The sequence below is a fragment of the Roseibium sp. MB-4 genome (assembly GCF_053005265.1).
The window spans coordinates 2,045,739-2,063,052 of sequence record NZ_JBRKQB010000001.1; the positions used below are offsets into that span (position 1 = coordinate 2,045,739).

11 protein-coding genes are annotated in these 17,314 nt (G+C 57.2%); 8 read left to right on the forward strand and 3 right to left on the reverse strand.

Annotation, left to right across the window (positions count from 1 at the left end):
* Together ACVDG4_RS09480 and ACVDG4_RS09485 are read right to left on the reverse strand one after the other, a co-directional pair.
* Window positions 1–2,124 carry a putative bifunctional diguanylate cyclase/phosphodiesterase gene (locus ACVDG4_RS09480; protein WP_447234868.1) on the reverse strand — a complete coding sequence of 708 codons (2,124 nt, stop codon included), beginning with the start codon at window positions 2,122–2,124 and terminating at the stop codon, window positions 1–3.
* Between the two features lie 295 nt (window positions 2,125–2,419).
* Window positions 2,420–4,582, reverse strand: a complete 2,163-nt coding sequence (locus tag ACVDG4_RS09485; RefSeq protein ID WP_447234869.1) for a malate synthase G — start codon at window positions 4,580–4,582, stop codon at window positions 2,420–2,422.
* A gap of 245 nt (window positions 4,583–4,827) precedes the next feature.
* On the opposite strand from ACVDG4_RS09485, the gene ACVDG4_RS09490 reads away from it, so the two are divergent.
* Both ACVDG4_RS09490 and ACVDG4_RS09495 read left to right on the forward strand, forming a co-directional pair.
* Entirely contained in the window at window positions 4,828–5,742 is a 915-nt protein-coding gene (locus ACVDG4_RS09490) for a DMT family transporter (RefSeq protein WP_306149538.1), read from the forward strand.
* A gap of 87 nt (window positions 5,743–5,829) precedes the next feature.
* Entirely contained in the window at window positions 5,830–8,478 is a 2,649-nt protein-coding gene (locus ACVDG4_RS09495; RefSeq protein WP_447234870.1) for a cation:proton antiporter, read from the forward strand.
* A gap of 474 nt (window positions 8,479–8,952) precedes the next feature.
* On the opposite strand, the gene ACVDG4_RS09500 is transcribed toward ACVDG4_RS09495, so the two are convergent.
* On the reverse strand, window positions 8,953–9,948 hold the full coding sequence (locus ACVDG4_RS09500; RefSeq protein ID WP_447234871.1) for an L-threonylcarbamoyladenylate synthase: 996 nt from the start codon (window positions 9,946–9,948) through the stop codon (window positions 8,953–8,955).
* A 218-nt stretch (window positions 9,949–10,166) separates the two neighbouring features.
* On the opposite strand from ACVDG4_RS09500, the gene ACVDG4_RS09505 reads away from it, so the two are divergent.
* The 6 genes from ACVDG4_RS09505 (at window position 10,167) to ACVDG4_RS09530 (ending at window position 17,298) form a co-directional block, all read left to right on the forward strand.
* A complete protein-coding gene (locus tag ACVDG4_RS09505) occupies window positions 10,167–11,948 on the forward strand; it encodes an acyl-CoA dehydrogenase family protein (protein ID WP_447234872.1) in 1,782 nt (593 codons plus the stop codon).
* A gap of 35 nt (window positions 11,949–11,983) precedes the next feature.
* Window positions 11,984–12,730: a crotonase/enoyl-CoA hydratase family protein gene (locus ACVDG4_RS09510; protein ID WP_447234873.1), complete on the forward strand. Its 747-nt coding sequence runs from the start codon at window positions 11,984–11,986 to the stop codon at window positions 12,728–12,730.
* A gap of 35 nt (window positions 12,731–12,765) precedes the next feature.
* Complete coding sequence (locus ACVDG4_RS09515; protein ID WP_447234874.1) at window positions 12,766–13,629, forward strand: SDR family oxidoreductase; 864 nt, start codon at window positions 12,766–12,768, stop codon at window positions 13,627–13,629.
* A gap of 178 nt (window positions 13,630–13,807) precedes the next feature.
* Entirely contained in the window at window positions 13,808–15,346 is a 1,539-nt protein-coding gene (locus tag ACVDG4_RS09520) for an ankyrin repeat domain-containing protein (RefSeq protein WP_447234875.1), read from the forward strand.
* A gap of 107 nt (window positions 15,347–15,453) precedes the next feature.
* The gene (locus ACVDG4_RS09525) at window positions 15,454–16,260 is read left to right on the forward strand and encodes a mechanosensitive ion channel family protein (RefSeq protein ID WP_409689437.1); all 807 of its coding nucleotides are present in this window, start codon (window positions 15,454–15,456) and stop codon (window positions 16,258–16,260) included.
* A gap of 108 nt (window positions 16,261–16,368) precedes the next feature.
* A complete protein-coding gene (locus ACVDG4_RS09530; protein WP_209172831.1) occupies window positions 16,369–17,298 on the forward strand; it encodes a histone deacetylase family protein in 930 nt (309 codons plus the stop codon).
* Window positions 17,299–17,314 lie beyond the last annotated feature (16 nt).

The following is a 17,314-nucleotide window of genomic DNA, read 5'->3' on the forward strand; positions in this document are numbered from 1 at the left end:
TCAAGCAACTCTGGCGGGCAGAAGCTGGAGAGCAGGTTTTACAGCTGGCTTTGACATGGCAGATTTGGTTTCTGTTTCTGAAGCCTCTTGCGGCTGCTTGGCGCCGCTGTTGATGCGATGGCGGACCTCGGAAACCGGCATGGGTTTTCCAAAATAAAAGCCTTGAACCTCTTTACAGCCGTGATGCTTCAAAAGCCGCAAATGCTCCTCGGTTTCGGCGCCTTCGGCAAGCACCGGGATATTCAGGCTTTCACTCAAGATGATGGTTGCCCGCACAATTGCTTCGGATTGCGCATTCGTGCCTAGGTCCTTGATGAATTCCCGGTCGATCTTGATCTTGTCGAACGGGAAGGCTTGCAAGGTGGCCAGAGAGGAGTAACCCGTCCCGAAGTCATCCATTGCAATGCGGACGCCCAGCCGTTTCAGTTGCTGGATCACCTGCAGCGCGTGGTTCGTATCTTCAATAATACCGGTTTCCGTGATTTCCAGTTCCAGGCGAGACGGATCCAGACCGCTTTCCTTCAAGGCATTCGCGACCACATCCGGGAAATTCGCGTCAGACAGCTGGATCGGGGCAACATTCACAGCAATCCGGATTGGCTTGGACCAGCTAGCTGCTTCCTTGCAGGCTGTCCGGACGATCCATGCTCCAATTTCCAGGATCTGGCCGGTTTCCTCAGCTATCGGAATGAAGGCGAACGGGGGAACCAATCCACGTACCGGATGATTCCAGCGCAGGAGCACTTCGGTCCCCGTCACGTCATGGGTCTGGACATCATTTTGCAATTGATAGTGTAGAACGAACTCATTGTTCCGCAGTGCCTTGCGCAAATCGATCGCAAGCGCACTTTGGTCTTTTACCTTGTCGTCTTTTGCCGGGTCATAACACTGAGCTGCGTTTCCACCTTCAGAGCGGGCCCGGTGCATGGCGCGTTCGGCGGCGGAAAACAGCTCCTCGGCATTTTGCGCATGTTCCGGAAACAGTGCATAGCCAACTGCGCTGTCTACATGAACAGCGTCGTCACCTGCGCCGAAGGGCATGGCAACGATTTTCTGAATGCGCTTGCACAGATCAAGCAAATAGCCGCGATAATAAACCGGCTTGCCGACAATAACGAATTCGTCACCGGCAACACGGGCGACATATTCATCCTGATCCAAATGGGTCGACAGATTACGGGCAATGTGGCGGAGAAGCGCATCTCCGGTCGTGTGGCCCAAAGCTTCGTTGACCGCCTTGAACCGCGACAGGTTGCAGGTCACAACAACAACGCGTGCATTGTCGAGGGCAACACGTGATATCAAGCCGTCCGTAAAGAGCTCGACCCCCTTGCGGTTCGGCAGACCTGTTAACGGGTCCTGGTGCGCGATCTGCGTGATTTGATTGTTCGTCACTTCAGCATTGGCCGTGTCGATCGAGTAGGTGATCATCGCGCTTAACAATAGGACGCTCATCGTGAAAGCGACACCCATCCCAACCAACTGATTAGAGACAAGGTCAAGCCCCTCCGCATCCAGCCGGAGCGGAAGTATGTTCATCCCGGCCATCGCGGTAAAATGCATGCTGCCGACAGCAAGAATGAAGGCCAGCGCCGCACCATACTTGCAATAACGCGTTACAGGCCGCGCGATCCGGCTGGTGGAGATCATGCCGAAGACAGCTGCCAACACGACGGAAACGACCACAAACAGCGTATCAAGTTGGGAAACCCCGGAGACACGCATGGCGTGGATACCGGTGAAATGCATGGCTGCGATCGACAGTCCAAATACGGCACCGCCAACCTCGATCAAGGCAGATCGCTGTGTCAGGCTACCCAACCAAAGGCCAAACGTGGTTCCAAGGATCGCGATAACAAGAGATGCCGCTGTGAGCGTCACATCATAACCGAGGATCAACGGGCTTTCGTACGCCAGCATGGAGACGAAGTGTGTGCTCCAGATGGTTCCGCCTGCAATCATGCCAGACAGAAACAACCACATGTATTTCAAGCTGCCTTGCGTTCTGCGGACCCGCGCGTAGAGGCGCATCGTCAGGACAGCCCCCACGACAAGGATTGCAACAGCAAGCCCGAGCGAAAAGGGGTCATGGTCAAAGGCGATGCAAGACAAGACAGTTAGCATTTAGATCTCCAAGTCCGGATATCCTATCGGGAACCAAAGATCTCTGTGTAAATGTACGTATCAGACTGAAAGTTTGAATAACAACTTCTTAAAGCCACTACTGCATTGATCTAATTGTTTTTTCTTTCATCAACACGATAGAGTAAAACAGTTTCCACTGCTCAGAAAAGGTGAGGCGTTAACGATTGACAGGCCGGATGTTCTGCCGGTTCGCTTAAATTTAATTCAATATCCAAAATAAAACCCCCGCCCGGCATTCGGGCGAGGGTTTCTGATCTTCAGAGTTGCCGGTCAATCAAGCGGCCGCTTTGGCCTTAAACTCGATCCGGCGGCGATGCAGGACCGGCTCCGTATAGCCGTTTGGCTGCTTCGTACCTTCCAGAACAAGCTCGAGTGCTGCCTGGAACGCAACGGACCCGTCAAAGTCATCCGCCATTGGCCGGTACAGCGGGTCGCCTGCGTTCTGGGCGTCCACTACCTTGGCCATCTTCTTCATCGTCTCAACGACTTGCGCTTCGGAACACACGCCATGACGCAACCAGTTGGCAATGTGCTGCGAGGAGATCCGCAGTGTCGCGCGATCTTCCATCAAACCAACATTGTTGATGTCCGGCACCTTGGAACAGCCAACGCCCTGTTCGACCCAGCGGACCACGTACCCAAGAATGCCTTGAGCGTTGTTGTCGAGTTCGGCCTGAATGTCCTCCGACGCCCAATTCGGACGTTCGGCAACCGGGATTGACAGGATGTCGTCCAGTTTCGCGGCATCGCGCGATTTCAGCTCAGCCTGACGGCCTGCAACGGATACCTTGTAGTAGTGCAGCGCATGAAGCGTCGCAGCCGTCGGAGACGGAACCCACGCAGTGTTTGCGCCCGACATCGGGTGGCCGATCTTCTGATCCAGCATGGCATTCATGAGATCAGGCATCGCCCACATGCCCTTGCCGATCTGAGCATGTCCCGGAAGACCGCAGGCAAGGCCAACATCAACGTTGTTGTTTTCATAGGCGCCGATCCAGGTCGACGCTTTCATGTCGCCTTTGCGGATCATCGGACCTGCTTCCATGGAGGTGTGCATTTCATCACCGGTCCTGTCCAGGAAGCCGGTGTTGATGAAGAACACGCGGTCCTTTGCCTGACGGATGCACTCCTTGAGATTCACCGTGGTGCGGCGCTCCTCATCCATGATGCCCATTTTCATCGTGTTGCGCGCCATGCCCAGCGCGTCTTCAACACGATTGAAGATTTCGCAGGCGAAAGCCACTTCTTCCGGGCCGTGCATCTTCGGCTTTACGATGTAGATGGAGCCCGCGCGGCTGTTGGTGTTCCGGCCGTTCGGTCCAACATCATGCAGGCCGATCAGTGCGGTGATCATGCCATCCAGAAGCCCCTCTGGAACTTCGTTGCCATCCTTGTCCAGAACCGCGTCGATGGTCATCAGGTGGCCCACATTGCGCACCAACAACAAGGACCGACCATGAAGGGACAGAGCGGTGCCGTCGGGAGCGGTGTACTGACGATCCCCATTCATGCGGCGGGTGACGGTCTCGCCGCCCTTTTGGAAGGTTTCTTCCAGATCGCCTTTCATCAGTCCAAGCCAGTTGGTGTAAACGACCACCTTGTCTTCAGCATCGACGGCCGCAACGGAGTCTTCGCAATCCATGATGGTCGACATGGCCGATTCCAGAACGACATCCGAAATGTGCGCCTTGTCGGTCTTCCCGATCGGGTGCTGACCGTCAACGTTGATCTCAAGATGCAGACCGTTCTTGACGAGCAAGACCTTGTACGGGGATGCAACATCGCCGGAATAACCTGTGAATTGAGACGGATCCTGCAAGCCGATCGCTCCACTGTCCGTCGCGGCCGATAGAGTGCCGTTTTCAATCGAAAGGCCGGTAATGTCCGCCCAACTACCTGCAGCCAGCGGAGCTGCATCATCGAGAACCTTGCGGGCGTAGGCGATCACCTCAGCGCCGCGCGCCTCGTCATAGCCGCCAGCTTGCGGCTTGGAGCCCATGGCATCGGTGCCGTAAAGCGCGTCATAAAGCGATCCCCACCGGGCATTGGCGGCGTTCAGCGCATACCGTGCGTTCATCACCGGAACCACAAGCTGCGGGCCTGCAACAGATCCGATTTCGGGATCAATGTTCTGGGTGCCGACCTCGAACGCTTCGCCTTCCGGAACGAGATAGCCGATTTCTTCAAGGAACGTTTTGTAAGTCGCCATCTCTGGCGTGCCGGGGTTGGCCCGATGCCAAGCATCCAGCTTTTCCTGGAGCGCGTCGCGTTTGGCCAGCAGGTCGCGGTTTTTCGGGGCAAGGTCATCAACAAGCGCTGACAGGCTTTTCCAGAAATGCTCCTGATCAACACCGGTGTCAGGCAAGGCCTTGTCGTTCACAAACTCAAAGAGTTCTTTCGCCACTTGCAATCCGTGGGCGTCGACCCGTTCTGTCATAATTTTCTCCAAACGCTTTTGCGGCATTATGTTGATCTTTGTGGGTGTTTTAGCTGTCAAACGCTCCGGGTCAATTGCCAGCGAGCCTTCATGACTTTTTCCTTTTCCGAAATAATCCGTACCATCATCGCTGCAGAACGAACAATTCGGCGTCTCCAAGGCCTTTCCGAAACGCCAACAATCCGCTACCGCTCTAGACCAACGCCCCTCCCCGGCTGCCAAATTGGCAGGAAAGAAGACACCTTATGAGTTCGTTTGCCGGACGTATCGGAACCATGGCTTACGGCAATGCCATCCTGTTGTTGATGGCAACCACGCTTCTGTGGGGCGGCAACACTGTGGCCGGACGGCTTGCTGCGGGGGAGGTTTCCCCGATGGTCGTGGTCTTTCTGCGCTGGATCATTGTTGCGGGCCTGCTTGTTCCCTTTTTATGGCCGCGGATCCGGTCCGAATGGCCAGTCATGCGCGGCTCGTTCCTGCGCATGGTGCTGATGGCCGCCTTCGGCTTTGTGGGTTTCAACACGCTGTTTTACATCGCAGCGACAGAGACAACGGCGGTCAATCTCGGGATTATCCAGGGATCCATGCCGATCCTGGTCCTCATTGGGTCTGTTATCGCATTCGGCTCCAAAGTACGGCTGCTTCAGGTCGTCGGTATTTTGGCGACATTGCTGGGCGTGACCTTGATTGCGGCACAAGGAAGTCTCGACGTTCTCTTGAGCCTTGCGGTCAATCCCGGCGACGGTGTCATGCTGATCGCCTGCGTGCTCTATTCAGGCTACACGCTGGCGCTGCGCAACCGGCCACAGGTTTCGGGGCTGGTCTTTTTTGCCGTTTTGTCCGCCATCTCGGTGTTCGCCTCCCTTCCCGGTCTTGCCTACGAGATGGCGACGGACACGGCTCTCTGGCCCGACATGAAAGGCTGGCTGATTGTGCTCTACATAGCGCTCGGCCCTTCCTGCCTCAGCCAGATCTTTTTCATGCGCGGCGTTGAACTGATCGGCCCGGCCCGAGCCGGCGTCTTCATCAACCTGGTCCCGATCTTTGCAGCCGTCCTTGCTGTCAGCATCCTCGGCGAGCCGTTCAAATGGCATCACGGGCTGGCCTTGTTGCTGGTTTTGGGCGGGATCTGGTTGTCTGAACGCAAGGCAGGCAGTTGATGTGGCGGCGGAGTATTTGCAGCTGGTGACTTTAGCGAGTTTGAATTTGCCATAATCAGAGGGCACATTGGCGTCATGGAAACACCAATGATTACGGGCGCCTTTGCGCTTTTGTTGCTGACAATAGCCCTGCTGCAACCGCTGGCCCGCCGGTTCGGTGTGGCGCCCAGTGTGCTGCTTGCCATGGTCGGCACCCTGATCGGGATCATTGCCACATATCTTCTTTATACGCCGCGTACCGACGCCTTTAACACCATTGCAAATGTCTTTGTGAATCCGCCTCTGGATTCAGAGATGATCCTATACATTTTTCTACCGCTGCTCCTGTTTCAGACCTCATTGACCCTCGACGTGCGGCGTTTGTTTGAGGACTGGGCGCCGGTTCTGGTCATGGCGGTTGTTGCTGTTTTCGTGGCAACAGCCTTTATCGGCGCTGCGCTCTACCCGTTGGCCGGCGTGCCGTTGGTGGCCTGCCTGTTGCTTGGTGCAATTGTAGCAACCACTGATCCGGTTGCCGTCGTGGCGATTTTCCGCGACATCGGAGCACCAGCCCGCCTTGGGCGCATCGTTGAGGGTGAAAGCCTCTTGAACGATGCGGCCGCTATCGTGATCTTCGTTCTGCTTCTTGGCATCCTAACTGGAGATCAGGCTCTCACTGGCAGCGAAGTGGCCATTGCCTTTGCCCGGTCGTTTGTCGGGGGCGTCATTGTGGGCGCGGTTCTAGCGCGCATTGCCGTCAGTTTCCTGCATTTGATGCGCGACCTTCCGCTCGCCCAAGTAACCCTCAGCCTTGCTCTTCCCTATGGCATCTATGTGCTCAGTGATCAGTTTGCCGACGTGTCCGCGGTTGTTGCCGTTGTGGCTGCCGGAATCATCTTCAATCTCTACGGTCCGGCCCGGATCCAGCCGGCAAACTGGAACTTTCTGCATTCGGTCTGGGACCAGATGTCCTTCTGGGCCGCATCGCTCATCTTTCTGCTCGCCGCAATTCTTATCCCGCGGCTGGTCGACGGGTTTGCCCCACTCGACATTCTGCTGCTTTTGATCGTGATCGTGGCAGCCCTCGCGGCCCGTGCTGTCGTGATTTACGGATTGCTGCCCGTCCTAAGCTTTATGAAAGCCGGAGAGGCAGTGAATGACAAATACAAGGCTGTGATGCTGTGGGGCGGCATGCGCGGCGCAGTGACACTCACCCTGGCCCTCAGTGTATCCGAGCACGCGGCATTGTCGCCCGAGATCTCAACGTTTGTCACAAAGCTCACCACCGGCTTCGTGCTTTTCACCTTGCTGGTGTATGGAACGAGCCTGAAGCCGCTGATCAAACTCCTCGGGCTCGACCAGCTAAACGCACGGGACGAAGCCCTCCGAACTCAGTATCTGGCCCTCACGCTGTCCGACATCCGGTCCGAGCTTGGGGAGGCTGCCAAAGCCTATCATGTGGCACCGCATGTCGCCTCCGTTGTTCTCGACGACTATGAAAAACGCGCCGCCTCTGCCGCTGCAGAGACCAACATGCTGGAAGAGTTAAAAGACAAGGACCGGGTCAATATTGGCCTGATTGCGCTCGCGGACCGGGAACAACAACTCGTCCTGGAACACTTCCACCACAAAACAATCTCCGGACGCGCGGTCGCTGGTTTTCTCGCCATTACAGGCCGGACAAGTGATCTTGCTCGCAGTGAAGGACGGAGCGGCTATCGTCAGGCGAGCCGCGAACCTCTGAAGTTCGGGTTCGGTTTCCGCTTCGCACAGACTTTGCAACGCCGGTTCAAGATCAACCGGCCTCTGGCACGCCAACTCGCGGCAAGGTTCGAATTCTTACTCGTTTACCGGATCCTCGAAGACGAACTGCTCGTTTTCAATGAACGCCGTATCCGCCCGCTCTTGGGCGAGCGCGTCGCTGACATTTTGAAAGAGACCCTGAGCAACCGGCAAGCTGAGACCATCCAGGCTATTGAGGCTTTGCGTTTGCAGTACCCGGATTATGCCGATGCGCTTGAGAACAAATTCTTGCGCATGAGCGGTGTTCGTCTTGAAGAGACCGCATACGACGAAGCCCGGGATCAGATGTTGGTGGGCACCGAATTGCATCAGGACCTCCTCAGAGACGTGGAGAAGGTCCGGCGCGCTTGCGACTTCCGGCCGAAGCTGGACCTCGGGATGAAGACCAAAGAGCTGGTCCAAGCCCATCCCTTGTTTGAGGGACTGCCAAAAAAACAGCAGAAGGCCATCATGAAAATGATGCGCCCGCAATTCGCGACACCGGGGGAAACCTTGATCCGGACGGGCGAACGCGGCGATGCCGCCTACTTCATCGCATCCGGTGCGGTCGAGGTTCGTACACCAATTACCACCATCCGCCTCGGCCGCGGTGATGTGTTCGGGGAAATCTCTCTCATGACCGGCGGGCGGCGCAGCGCCGATGTTGTTGCGATTGGTTATTGCCATCTGCTGAGCCTGCGGGCGCAAGACTTCCGGTTGCTGATGGATAAATATCCAGATCTGAAGGCCCATGTGGAAAGCCTGTCAGCCCAGCGCTTGAAGATGAACTCGAAGGCCCAGGAAGCCGAAACCGAAGATCCGGTCGTTCCCCAGTTCAAGGAAAATTCCGACACTGCAGAGGAGTTGGGGTCCGAACACAAGACAGAACCAACTGAGGACAGCAAGACGCCTTCAAAAGAGGCAGACGATCCTCCGGAGGCCACTCCCAACAGAACTCCAGAAGTGGCGACTTGAGAGCGCAGGCCGGTTCTTTGGTTGGCAGAGAGCAAAGGCCGGGCAAAAAAATGGACCGGCGATTAGGGGCCGGTCCGGTCTGAGGTGCGAGCATCGCTTGCTCGAGGGGAGGTTCATCACATCCAAAATCTGATTTACATAGTAAGTCATGCGAACGGTTTTTTGCCAGCCCTTTGTTCAAGTAAACGCACCTATGGTGTTGATAAGTTTTAGATGAAGATCTGTTTTTAGAAGGTGGGTGTATGAAATTTTTAACTTCCATTGACCGTTCATTTGCATTATTACCTACGGCATTCCACGCAAAATGAAGACACTACACAGATTAACTTTAGGTGATCCTAAGTTAATGCGGAACATCAACAACCTGATCTGACTTATTGATTTTGGTGGAGTTTAGGGCGCAGACAAAAACACCGCGCTTAACACGCGTGTTCCAAGAATTACCCTCACACCTAATGTCCGACGATGGCGAGCTTAACTGCGCGGAGCCGCTGCCCGTCTCAAGCGGTCATTAATCGCCTCGCCAAGGCCAGTATTGGGGATATCTTGCACCTGAATCGTCTTTGCACCGGACGAATCAAGGGTCCGCATGGCCTGAAACAACTGCGCAGCGGCCTCTACGAGATCCCCGGACGGACTAAGATTCGCCTCCGCCAAGGCTGATTCTCGCCCTTCAATCGGATCCACACCAAACGACAACAAGGCCTCGTTTGGCGCAACGGCTCGTGCATGAAGACGCATCTGTGCATTTGGTGCGTAGTGGGAGGTGAGCATTCCGGGCGCCGCGGGAGCCTCCGGTTGTTTGTTTGAAGCTGGTGTCCGGACTTTTGTCTGCAGCAAACTCTCAATTTCTTCGCGCGCCAGACCACCGGGGCGCAACAACGTCACGTACTCGTCCGTTAAACCAATGATTGTCGATTCAATACCAACCTCACACGGTCCGGCATCAATGACAAAATCGAGCGTGTCCCCGAGATCGGCAATGACATCCTCTGCCCGGGTAGGGCTGATTTTGCCGGACCGGTTGGCGCTTGGGGCTGCCAGCGGCCGACCCGTTTTTTCCGAAAGATATCGCATGATCGGCCCGGACGGGACCCGGAGCGCGACCGTGGTCAGACCTGCCGTCGCCAGATCCGAAATTTCTGAGGCCTCAGTCTTCGGCACAACAAGGGTCAGCGGGCCCGGCCAAAATGCCTCCGCCAGTTTCAGGGCGCGGTCATCAAAGACACCATGATGGCGAGCGGCCTCCAGGTTGGGCAGATGCGAAATGAGCGGGTTGAAACTCGGCCGGCCTTTGGCCTGGAAAATCCGCGCGCAGGCAGTCCCGCTCGTCGCATCGGCCGCCAGGCCGTAAACGGTTTCCGTCGGCACGGCAACCAGACCGCCGTCAATCAGACTGCGGCAGACGGCATCGGCTTCCGGGTGCCATTGCCAGTCATTTGAGCTCAGATTGACGTTCCAGCGCTGCATTCATCTCGTTCCGTTGCTTGCCATTCTGAAAGACTGACCAAAAAGATAAGGACATGCCGCAGCGAAATGGGTTGACGTTTACGTCAACACGGCTACTGTTTGCGTCAATCGGCTGCCAGTAGCGCCTTTTGCGGGCAACCCCGTGTTCCGTCAAGCTTTGGACGGCTGAAAGAAGAAATTTGGCCAAGATAGGCCACCGGTTCTTGGGAGGACCAATCATGTATCGTGCACCGGTCGACGAGATCGCCTTCACCCTCAAACACGTCTGCGGCCTGTCAGACTTGCAGGAGGGCGGACAGCATGCCGAACTCGGCGATGATCTGGTGGATGCCATTTTGAACGAAGCCGGCCGCTTCGCCGCCGAAGAAATTGCCCCGCTCAACAGCGTCGCCGACAAGCACGGAACTCCGCTTACCAACCGGGAAGTCACAACACCTCCCGGCTGGCGCGAACTCTACCATGGCTGGATCGAAGGCGGCTGGAACGGTCTTTCTGCCAGCGAGGACGCCGGCGGTCAGGGGTTGCCACAAATGCTGTCAGCCGCTGCACTGGAGATGTGGAACTCCGGTTCCATGGCCTTCGCCATCGGCCCGACGCTGACAATGGGCGCTGTGGAGGCCATCGAAAAGCACGCAACGGAAGAGTTGCGGGCAACCTACCTGGAAAAGCTAGTCACCGGTGAATGGATGGGCACCATGAACCTGACCGAGCCACAGGCCGGGTCTGATCTCAATGCGTTGAAAGCGCGGGCCGAACGCAATGACGACGGCACGTACCGGATCTACGGCCAGAAGATCTTCATCACCTACGGCGAACATGATCTGACCGACAATATCATCCATCTGGTGCTTGCCCGCCTGCCGGATGCGCCGGCTGGAACCCGTGGCATTTCGTTGTTTCTCGTGCCGAAATTCCTGGTCAACGAAGACGGCTCGCTCGGCGCGCGGAACGATGTCCACTGCGCGGGTGTAGAGCATAAGCTCGGCATTCATGGTTCCCCGACCTGCACCATGGTCTACGGCGATGAAGGTGGTGCCACGGGCTGGCTGATCGGTGAGGAAAACAAAGGCCTTGCCTGTATGTTCACGATGATGAACAACGCCCGGCTTGCCGTCGGCATTCAAGGGCTGGGTGTTGCGGAACGCGCCTGTCAGGACGCCCATGCCTACGCGCTGGAGCGCAAACAAGGCAACGTACCCGGCAAGAAGGGCGACGGCATGGTCGCCATTGCACACCACCCTGACATCAAACGCTCTTTGCTGGGCATGCGGACCCGAACCCAGGTCGCCCGCGCGATCTGTTATTCCTGCGCCCATGCCATCGATATGGCCAACACGGCCACCGACCCGGATCAGAAGAAGCACTGGTCGGAACGCGCGGGCCTGCTCACGCCGATTGCCAAGGCGCTGTCGACCGATTTCGGCGTCGAAGTCGCCTCCATCGGCGTTCAGATCCACGGCGGAATGGGCTACGTGGAAGAAACCGGCGTTGCACAACATCTACGCGATGCCCGGATTGCGCCGATCTATGAAGGCACCAACGGCATTCAGTCGATCGACCTTGTGATGCGCAAGCTGCCCCTGTCGGGCGGGGATCACATTCGTGGCTTCCTGACCGAACTGCGTGAGATCGCCCGGGAAGTTTCCCAATCTAACCGACCCGAGTTCGGTGACACGGCCGAACGCCTGCGCCGGGCCCTAGATGATCTGGAAGAAGCAACCGACTGGATGCTGGCAGCTCAGGCCGATGGACGGGTCGAAGAGGCCCTTTCCGGCGCAACACCCTACTTGCGGCTGGCGGGCCTTGCCTATGGTGGTGTGTTGCTGGCAAAGGGCGCCCTGAAATCAGGCATGGAAAACCGGGCCCTGCGAACTCAGCGCACCATCATGGCGAGAAGCTACGCCATGACACTTCTCTGCGACACGGCAAGTCTGAAGGAAGACATCGTCGGCTCGTCGGACAGCATCCTGGAGTTCGACCCGGAAGCCATGACCTCTTAAACGCCTTATAGGCGAATACTGAAAGGAATTTCCTCATGATCACGCAGTCTCTTGAAGACGGCGTCAGGACTTTGCGTCTTGATCGTCCGGAAAAGAAGAACGCCTTGACCGGCCAGATGTACACGGATCTGGCGGAAGCGCTGGAAACCGGAAACACGGACGACAATGTGCGCTGCCACCTCATTTGCGGCCAGCCGGAAGCATTCACGTCCGGCAATGACATCGGTGATTTCCTTCAATTCGCCGGCAAGATGCAGATGTCGGAAACACCGGTTTACCGCTTTCTGCGCGCGCTTGTTGGGAACAGGAAGCCATTGGTCGCCTCCATCGACGGGATTGCAGTTGGTGTTGGCGCAACGCTACTCATGCATTGCGACATGGTGTTTGCCAGCCCGCGCTCCGTCATCCGCACCCCGTTCATCGACCTGGGTCTCGTCCCAGAGGCCGGGTCGAGCCTGCTCGGTCCGAAAATCATGGGCCATGCCCGCGCATTTGAAATGCTGTGCCTCGGCCGTCCGTTCAGCGCCGAACGGGCCTATCAGGCCGGTCTCGTCAATGAAGTCGTCTCTGAGAATGTCGATGATGTGGCTTTGGCTTGCGCCCGGGAAATTGCTGCAAAACCGCCGGAAGCAATGGCGCTTTCCCGCCAGTTCCTTTGGCAGGAAAGCCAAGACCTCAGCGACCGGGTCGATGAGGAAGCCAAGGTGTTCTCCTCCCGCCTGACGTCGCCGGAGGCCATCTCCGCGTTCCAGGCCTTCATGACCAAGAAGTCGAAATCCTGAACAGCCACACAGCAGCTTCCTTGAAGGAGAACACCATGTCCTTGAACGGCAAAATACTCTTCATCACCGGCGCTTCGCGCGGGATCGGCAAAGCCATTGCATTGCGTGCTGCACGGGAAGGCGCGAATGTCGCCGTTGCTGCCAAGACCGCAGAACCGCATCCGAAACTGGAGGGCACGATTTTTTCAGCTGCCGAGGAAATCGATGCGGCTGGCGGCAAAGCCCTGCCGATCGTGCTCGATGTTCGCGATGATGAAGCGGTTCAAGCAGCCATCGACAAGACGGCGGATCACTTTGGCGGTTTGGACATCCTCGTCAACAATGCCAGCGCGATCCAACTGACTCCGCTCCAGCAGACGGACATGAAGAAGTTTGATCTGATGCACCAGATCAACACGAGGGGCACGATGGCCTGCTCGAAACACGCCATCGCTCATTTAAAGAAATCAGAAAACCCGCACATCCTGATGCTGTCCCCGCCGCTGGATATGCAGGAAAAGTGGTTTGCGCCGTTTACGCCCTACTCGATCGCCAAATACGGCATGAGCCTTGTTGTTCTGGGCCTTGCCGGTGAACTGCGGTCCAAGGGGATTGCGGTGAATGCGCTTTGGCCGCGCACCACGATCGCGACAGCGGCGATCAAAAACATCATCGGCGGCGACAAGATGATGCAAACAAGCCGGACGCCGGACATCCTCGCAGATGCTGCCTACGAGATCTTTACGACACCTTCTAAGGAATTGACCGGTCAGTTCCTGATAGACGACACGTTCCTTCAGAGCTGCGGCGTAACCGACTTTGATCAGTACCGTGTGGATCCAACCCAGTCACTCACCCCGGATTTCTTTGTCCCGGACGACAGCCCGGCCCCGGCCAGCATGAAACCTGCTACCACCTGAGAATTTTACCGAGGCGGGCTTGCATTTTCAGGCACGTCCCGGCAATGTCCGCGGGCCGATGAGGGCGGCACCCGGATCCGCGGACAGCGAAAGCACCCTGACACATACAATTGATGCCGGTTTTTCACCTGCGCCCGACACAAGCGGATCGTCCGGGCACGCCAACAGGAGAAAAGCCTTGTCTTCCAAGACGCTGACCTCACTCGATCACTTCCGCAAGGATGCCAAACGCCTCAAAAAGGCGATTGCCAGTGGCGACCGCGCGGCTCTTGCGCGGGCGCATAAATTTGTTTCTGCCGATAAGCCGCTCAAGCATGCCGATTGCCTCCATGTAATCGCGCGCGAAGCCGGACACACCAGCTGGCCCCAGCTCAAGTTTGCCGTCGAAAGTGCGGCCATGACCCGCTCTGAGCGGGCGGAGCGACTGAAAACGGCACTCTTCGCAGGTCAGCATTGGGTCACGAACAAGCTGCTGGATGATGATCCCGCGCTCAAAGACGACAACCTCGGACTGCAAATCGCACTCTACGACCTAGCCTCGGTGCGCGAAGCGGTCGAGGCCGATCCCAAGCGAGCGCTCGACCCGATTGGTGTTCGATCCCCCCTGCTCCATCTCGCCTTTTCGAAAGAAATCCACCGATCTCCCTCGAAACATGCGGACATGCTTGCCCTGGCAGAGCTCCTTCTGTCCCATGGCGCAGATGTCAATGACGGCTTTCCCGCGGATGCAAACACTGATCACAAGCTCTCAGCGCTGTACGGCGCGTTGTGCCACGCCGACAATTACGAACTCGGAGACTTACTGCTCCGCCATGGCGCAGATCCGAATGACAATGAAAGCCTCTATCATGCCACGGAGCTCACCCACGCTCGCGCCCTGAAGCTGCTTCTGGAATATGGCGCCAAACCAGATGGCACCAACGCTCTACCGCGTGCGCTTGATTTCAATGACCTCGACAAAGTTCGCATGCTGCTGGAGGCCGGTGCCGATCCGAACCTGCTTGAAGACAATCACCCGAGCGGACAACCGGTGAATACCGTCCCGGCCCTGCACCAGGCAGCGCGCAGGGGATGTTCCGGAGAGGTTGTTTCGCTGCTTGTTTCGTCCGGGGCGGCCCTCGATGCCCGGTGGCAGGGCCATTCTGCTTATGCGCTTGCCAGGATCCACGGCCATACAGAAGCGGCAAGCGCGCTGTCGGACCTCGGGTGCGACACACGTCTCACCCCGGATGAGCAGGCTCTCGCGGCGTGTGCCACTGGCGAGGCTTCTGCAATGAGGCTCGATCTGAAGGCGCTGACTGATGAAGACAGACGGCTGTTGGTGAGGCTTGCCTCAGAACCCGGACGTCTTTCGCAAATCAAGGCTCTCGTTGCCGCCGGGCTGGACCCAAATGCCACCGATGAGATGGGTCTATCGCCCCTTCATGCAGCTGGCTGGCATGGGCTACCAAAGGAAACTGCATATTTCCTGAGTCTGAAGCCGGATCTTTCCAAAAAGAACGGCTTCGGAGGTGACGCGCTCGACACGGTGCTTCACGGCGCAGAGTTCGCACCGGAAAAACCTGGAGCTGACCATATCAAATGCGCGGGGCTTTTGCTGGAAAACGGCAGTCGGATCTATCCCGACTTCATCAAGGGATGTGGTGACGAGGACATGGCTGCCTTTCTAGAGACCTGGATCAGCGCGCATCCAGAGAGCCTAGACCACCGGGTCTGATCCGACAAAAAGCGAGATTTGCCACAGGCTTACTTGCTTGTGGCAAATCATTCCGCTACGACATTTTGACAAGTGGGGTGACACGTCAGCTATCGGGGAGACCGTCGATGAACGGCACAATGGAACAGGTAACCGTCTACATGCCTCTGGTGATCAATGCGGCAAAAGCACTGATCGTTCTGATCATTGGCTGGCTGCTTGCCGGTGCCCTGTCGAGCTTCGTCCGAAAGCGGATCGTCTCTCACGAACGGATCGACGATACGATCGGCGGCTTCGCGGCCTCGATCGTCCGCTGGCTTGTCCTTCTCGTAACATTCATTGCGGTTCTGCAGCTGTTTGGCATTCAGGCGACCAGTTTGGTAGCCGTCCTCGGCGCCGGTACCCTTGCGATCGGCCTTGCCCTGCAGGGCACCTTGAGTGACATCGCGGCCGGAGTGATGCTCATCATCTTCCGCCCCTACAAGATCGGACAATATGTGTCCATCGGCGGGACCTCCGGAACGGTGAAGGACCTCAACATCTTCGTCACAGAGTTGGTGACCCCGGACAATGTTCAGATCATCATGCCCAACGGCCAGGCATGGGGCACGGTCATCACCAATTTTTCCGCGCACCAGACTCGCCGGCTCGACCTGACTTTCGGCATCGACTACGGCGATGACGCGGACAAGGCGATCCAGATCATTCTCGACACCGCCACTGCGGATGCGCGCGTCCACAAAGACCCTGAGCCCTGGGTGCGTGTGACAAATCTCGGTGACAGCTCCGTGGATCTAGGTGTGCGGCTTTGGTGCGACGCGGGCGACTATTGGGAACTGAAATTCCACATGCTGAAGTCTGTGAAAGAGGCTTTCGACGCGGGCGGAATTTCCATTCCCTACCCGCACCAGGTGGAAATTCAGAAAGCCGGATAGACCGGCCTGGAATAAGCTGCCGGAATTGAGATGGCTCATTGACAGATCTGAAGACCACGGATCTGATGGCGGACAACTATAAATTCATACCTTATGGAAACGCCCGCCGTGTCAACACTCCTACTGCATCACCCGACCTACCTGGATCATTTGACCCCGGTGGGTCATCCGGAGCGCCCGGATCGCATTCGTGCCATTGACCGTATTCTGGAACATGAAAAGTTTCAGTCGGTTGAGCGCGATCTCGCACCCGTTGGCGCGCTGGAGGATATCGCACGGGCTCATCCGATGGCGTATATCGACCAACTTCACCGGCTGTCCCCGGACGAGGGTGTCGCGCGTGTCGATGCAGACACGACCATGTCGCCCGGCACCTGGGAAGCGGCGCTGCGCGGTGTGGGCGGAGCCTGCCGGGCGGTTGACGAAGTCCTGACAAAGAAAGTCAACAACGCCTTTTCTGCCTCCCGCCCCCCTGGGCACCATGCGGAAAAAGACCGGGCGATGGGCTTTTGCTTCTTCAACAACGCAGCCGTTGCAGCCCGGTACGCTCAGGAGAAATACGGGATAGACCGGGTCGCGATCATCGATTTCGATGTGCATCACGGCAACGGCACCCAAGATATTTTCTGGGATGATCCAAGCGTGATGTATTGTTCGACGCACCAGATGCCCCTCTATCCTGGTTCCGGCGATGCTTCGGAAACCGGGGAGGCCAACACGATCGTCAATGTCCCACTGCCGCCGGGCGAAAATGGCGCGGGCTTTAAGGAGGCGTTCGAAGTTGTTCTGCTTCCTCGGCTCGATGGCTTCGCACCGGAATTGGTCATCATTTCAGCCGGGTTCGATGCCCATGCGCGTGACCCGCTCGGCGGCTTGAATCTCGTGGAGGCTGACTTCGCCTGGGCCACGCGGGCCCTGATGGACGTGGCAGACAAACACAGTGACGGCCGTGTGGTCTCGGTTCTGGAAGGCGGCTATGACCTTGAAGGCCTCGCCCGCTCAACCGCTGCTCATGTCATGACGTTGATGACCGGCTGAAGTCTAACACCAAGAA

What these genes read in the sequence shown, in the direction of transcription:
- ACVDG4_RS09480 (WP_447234868.1), bottom strand. Translation starts at nt 2,124, where the DNA reads ATGCTAACTGTCTTGTCTTGCATCGCCTTTGACCATGACCCCTTTTCG.
- ACVDG4_RS09485 (WP_447234869.1), bottom strand. Translation starts at nt 4,582, where the DNA reads ATGACAGAACGGGTCGACGCCCACGGATTGCAAGTGGCGAAAGAACTC.
- ACVDG4_RS09490 (WP_306149538.1), top strand. Translation starts at nt 4,828, where the DNA reads ATGAGTTCGTTTGCCGGACGTATCGGAACCATGGCTTACGGCAATGCC.
- ACVDG4_RS09495 (WP_447234870.1), top strand. Translation starts at nt 5,830, where the DNA reads ATGATTACGGGCGCCTTTGCGCTTTTGTTGCTGACAATAGCCCTGCTG.
- ACVDG4_RS09500 (WP_447234871.1), bottom strand. Translation starts at nt 9,948, where the DNA reads ATGCAGCGCTGGAACGTCAATCTGAGCTCAAATGACTGGCAATGGCAC.
- ACVDG4_RS09505 (WP_447234872.1), top strand. Translation starts at nt 10,167, where the DNA reads ATGTATCGTGCACCGGTCGACGAGATCGCCTTCACCCTCAAACACGTC.
- ACVDG4_RS09510 (WP_447234873.1), top strand. Translation starts at nt 11,984, where the DNA reads ATGATCACGCAGTCTCTTGAAGACGGCGTCAGGACTTTGCGTCTTGAT.
- ACVDG4_RS09515 (WP_447234874.1), top strand. Translation starts at nt 12,766, where the DNA reads ATGTCCTTGAACGGCAAAATACTCTTCATCACCGGCGCTTCGCGCGGG.
- ACVDG4_RS09525 (WP_409689437.1), top strand. Translation starts at nt 15,454, where the DNA reads ATGAACGGCACAATGGAACAGGTAACCGTCTACATGCCTCTGGTGATC.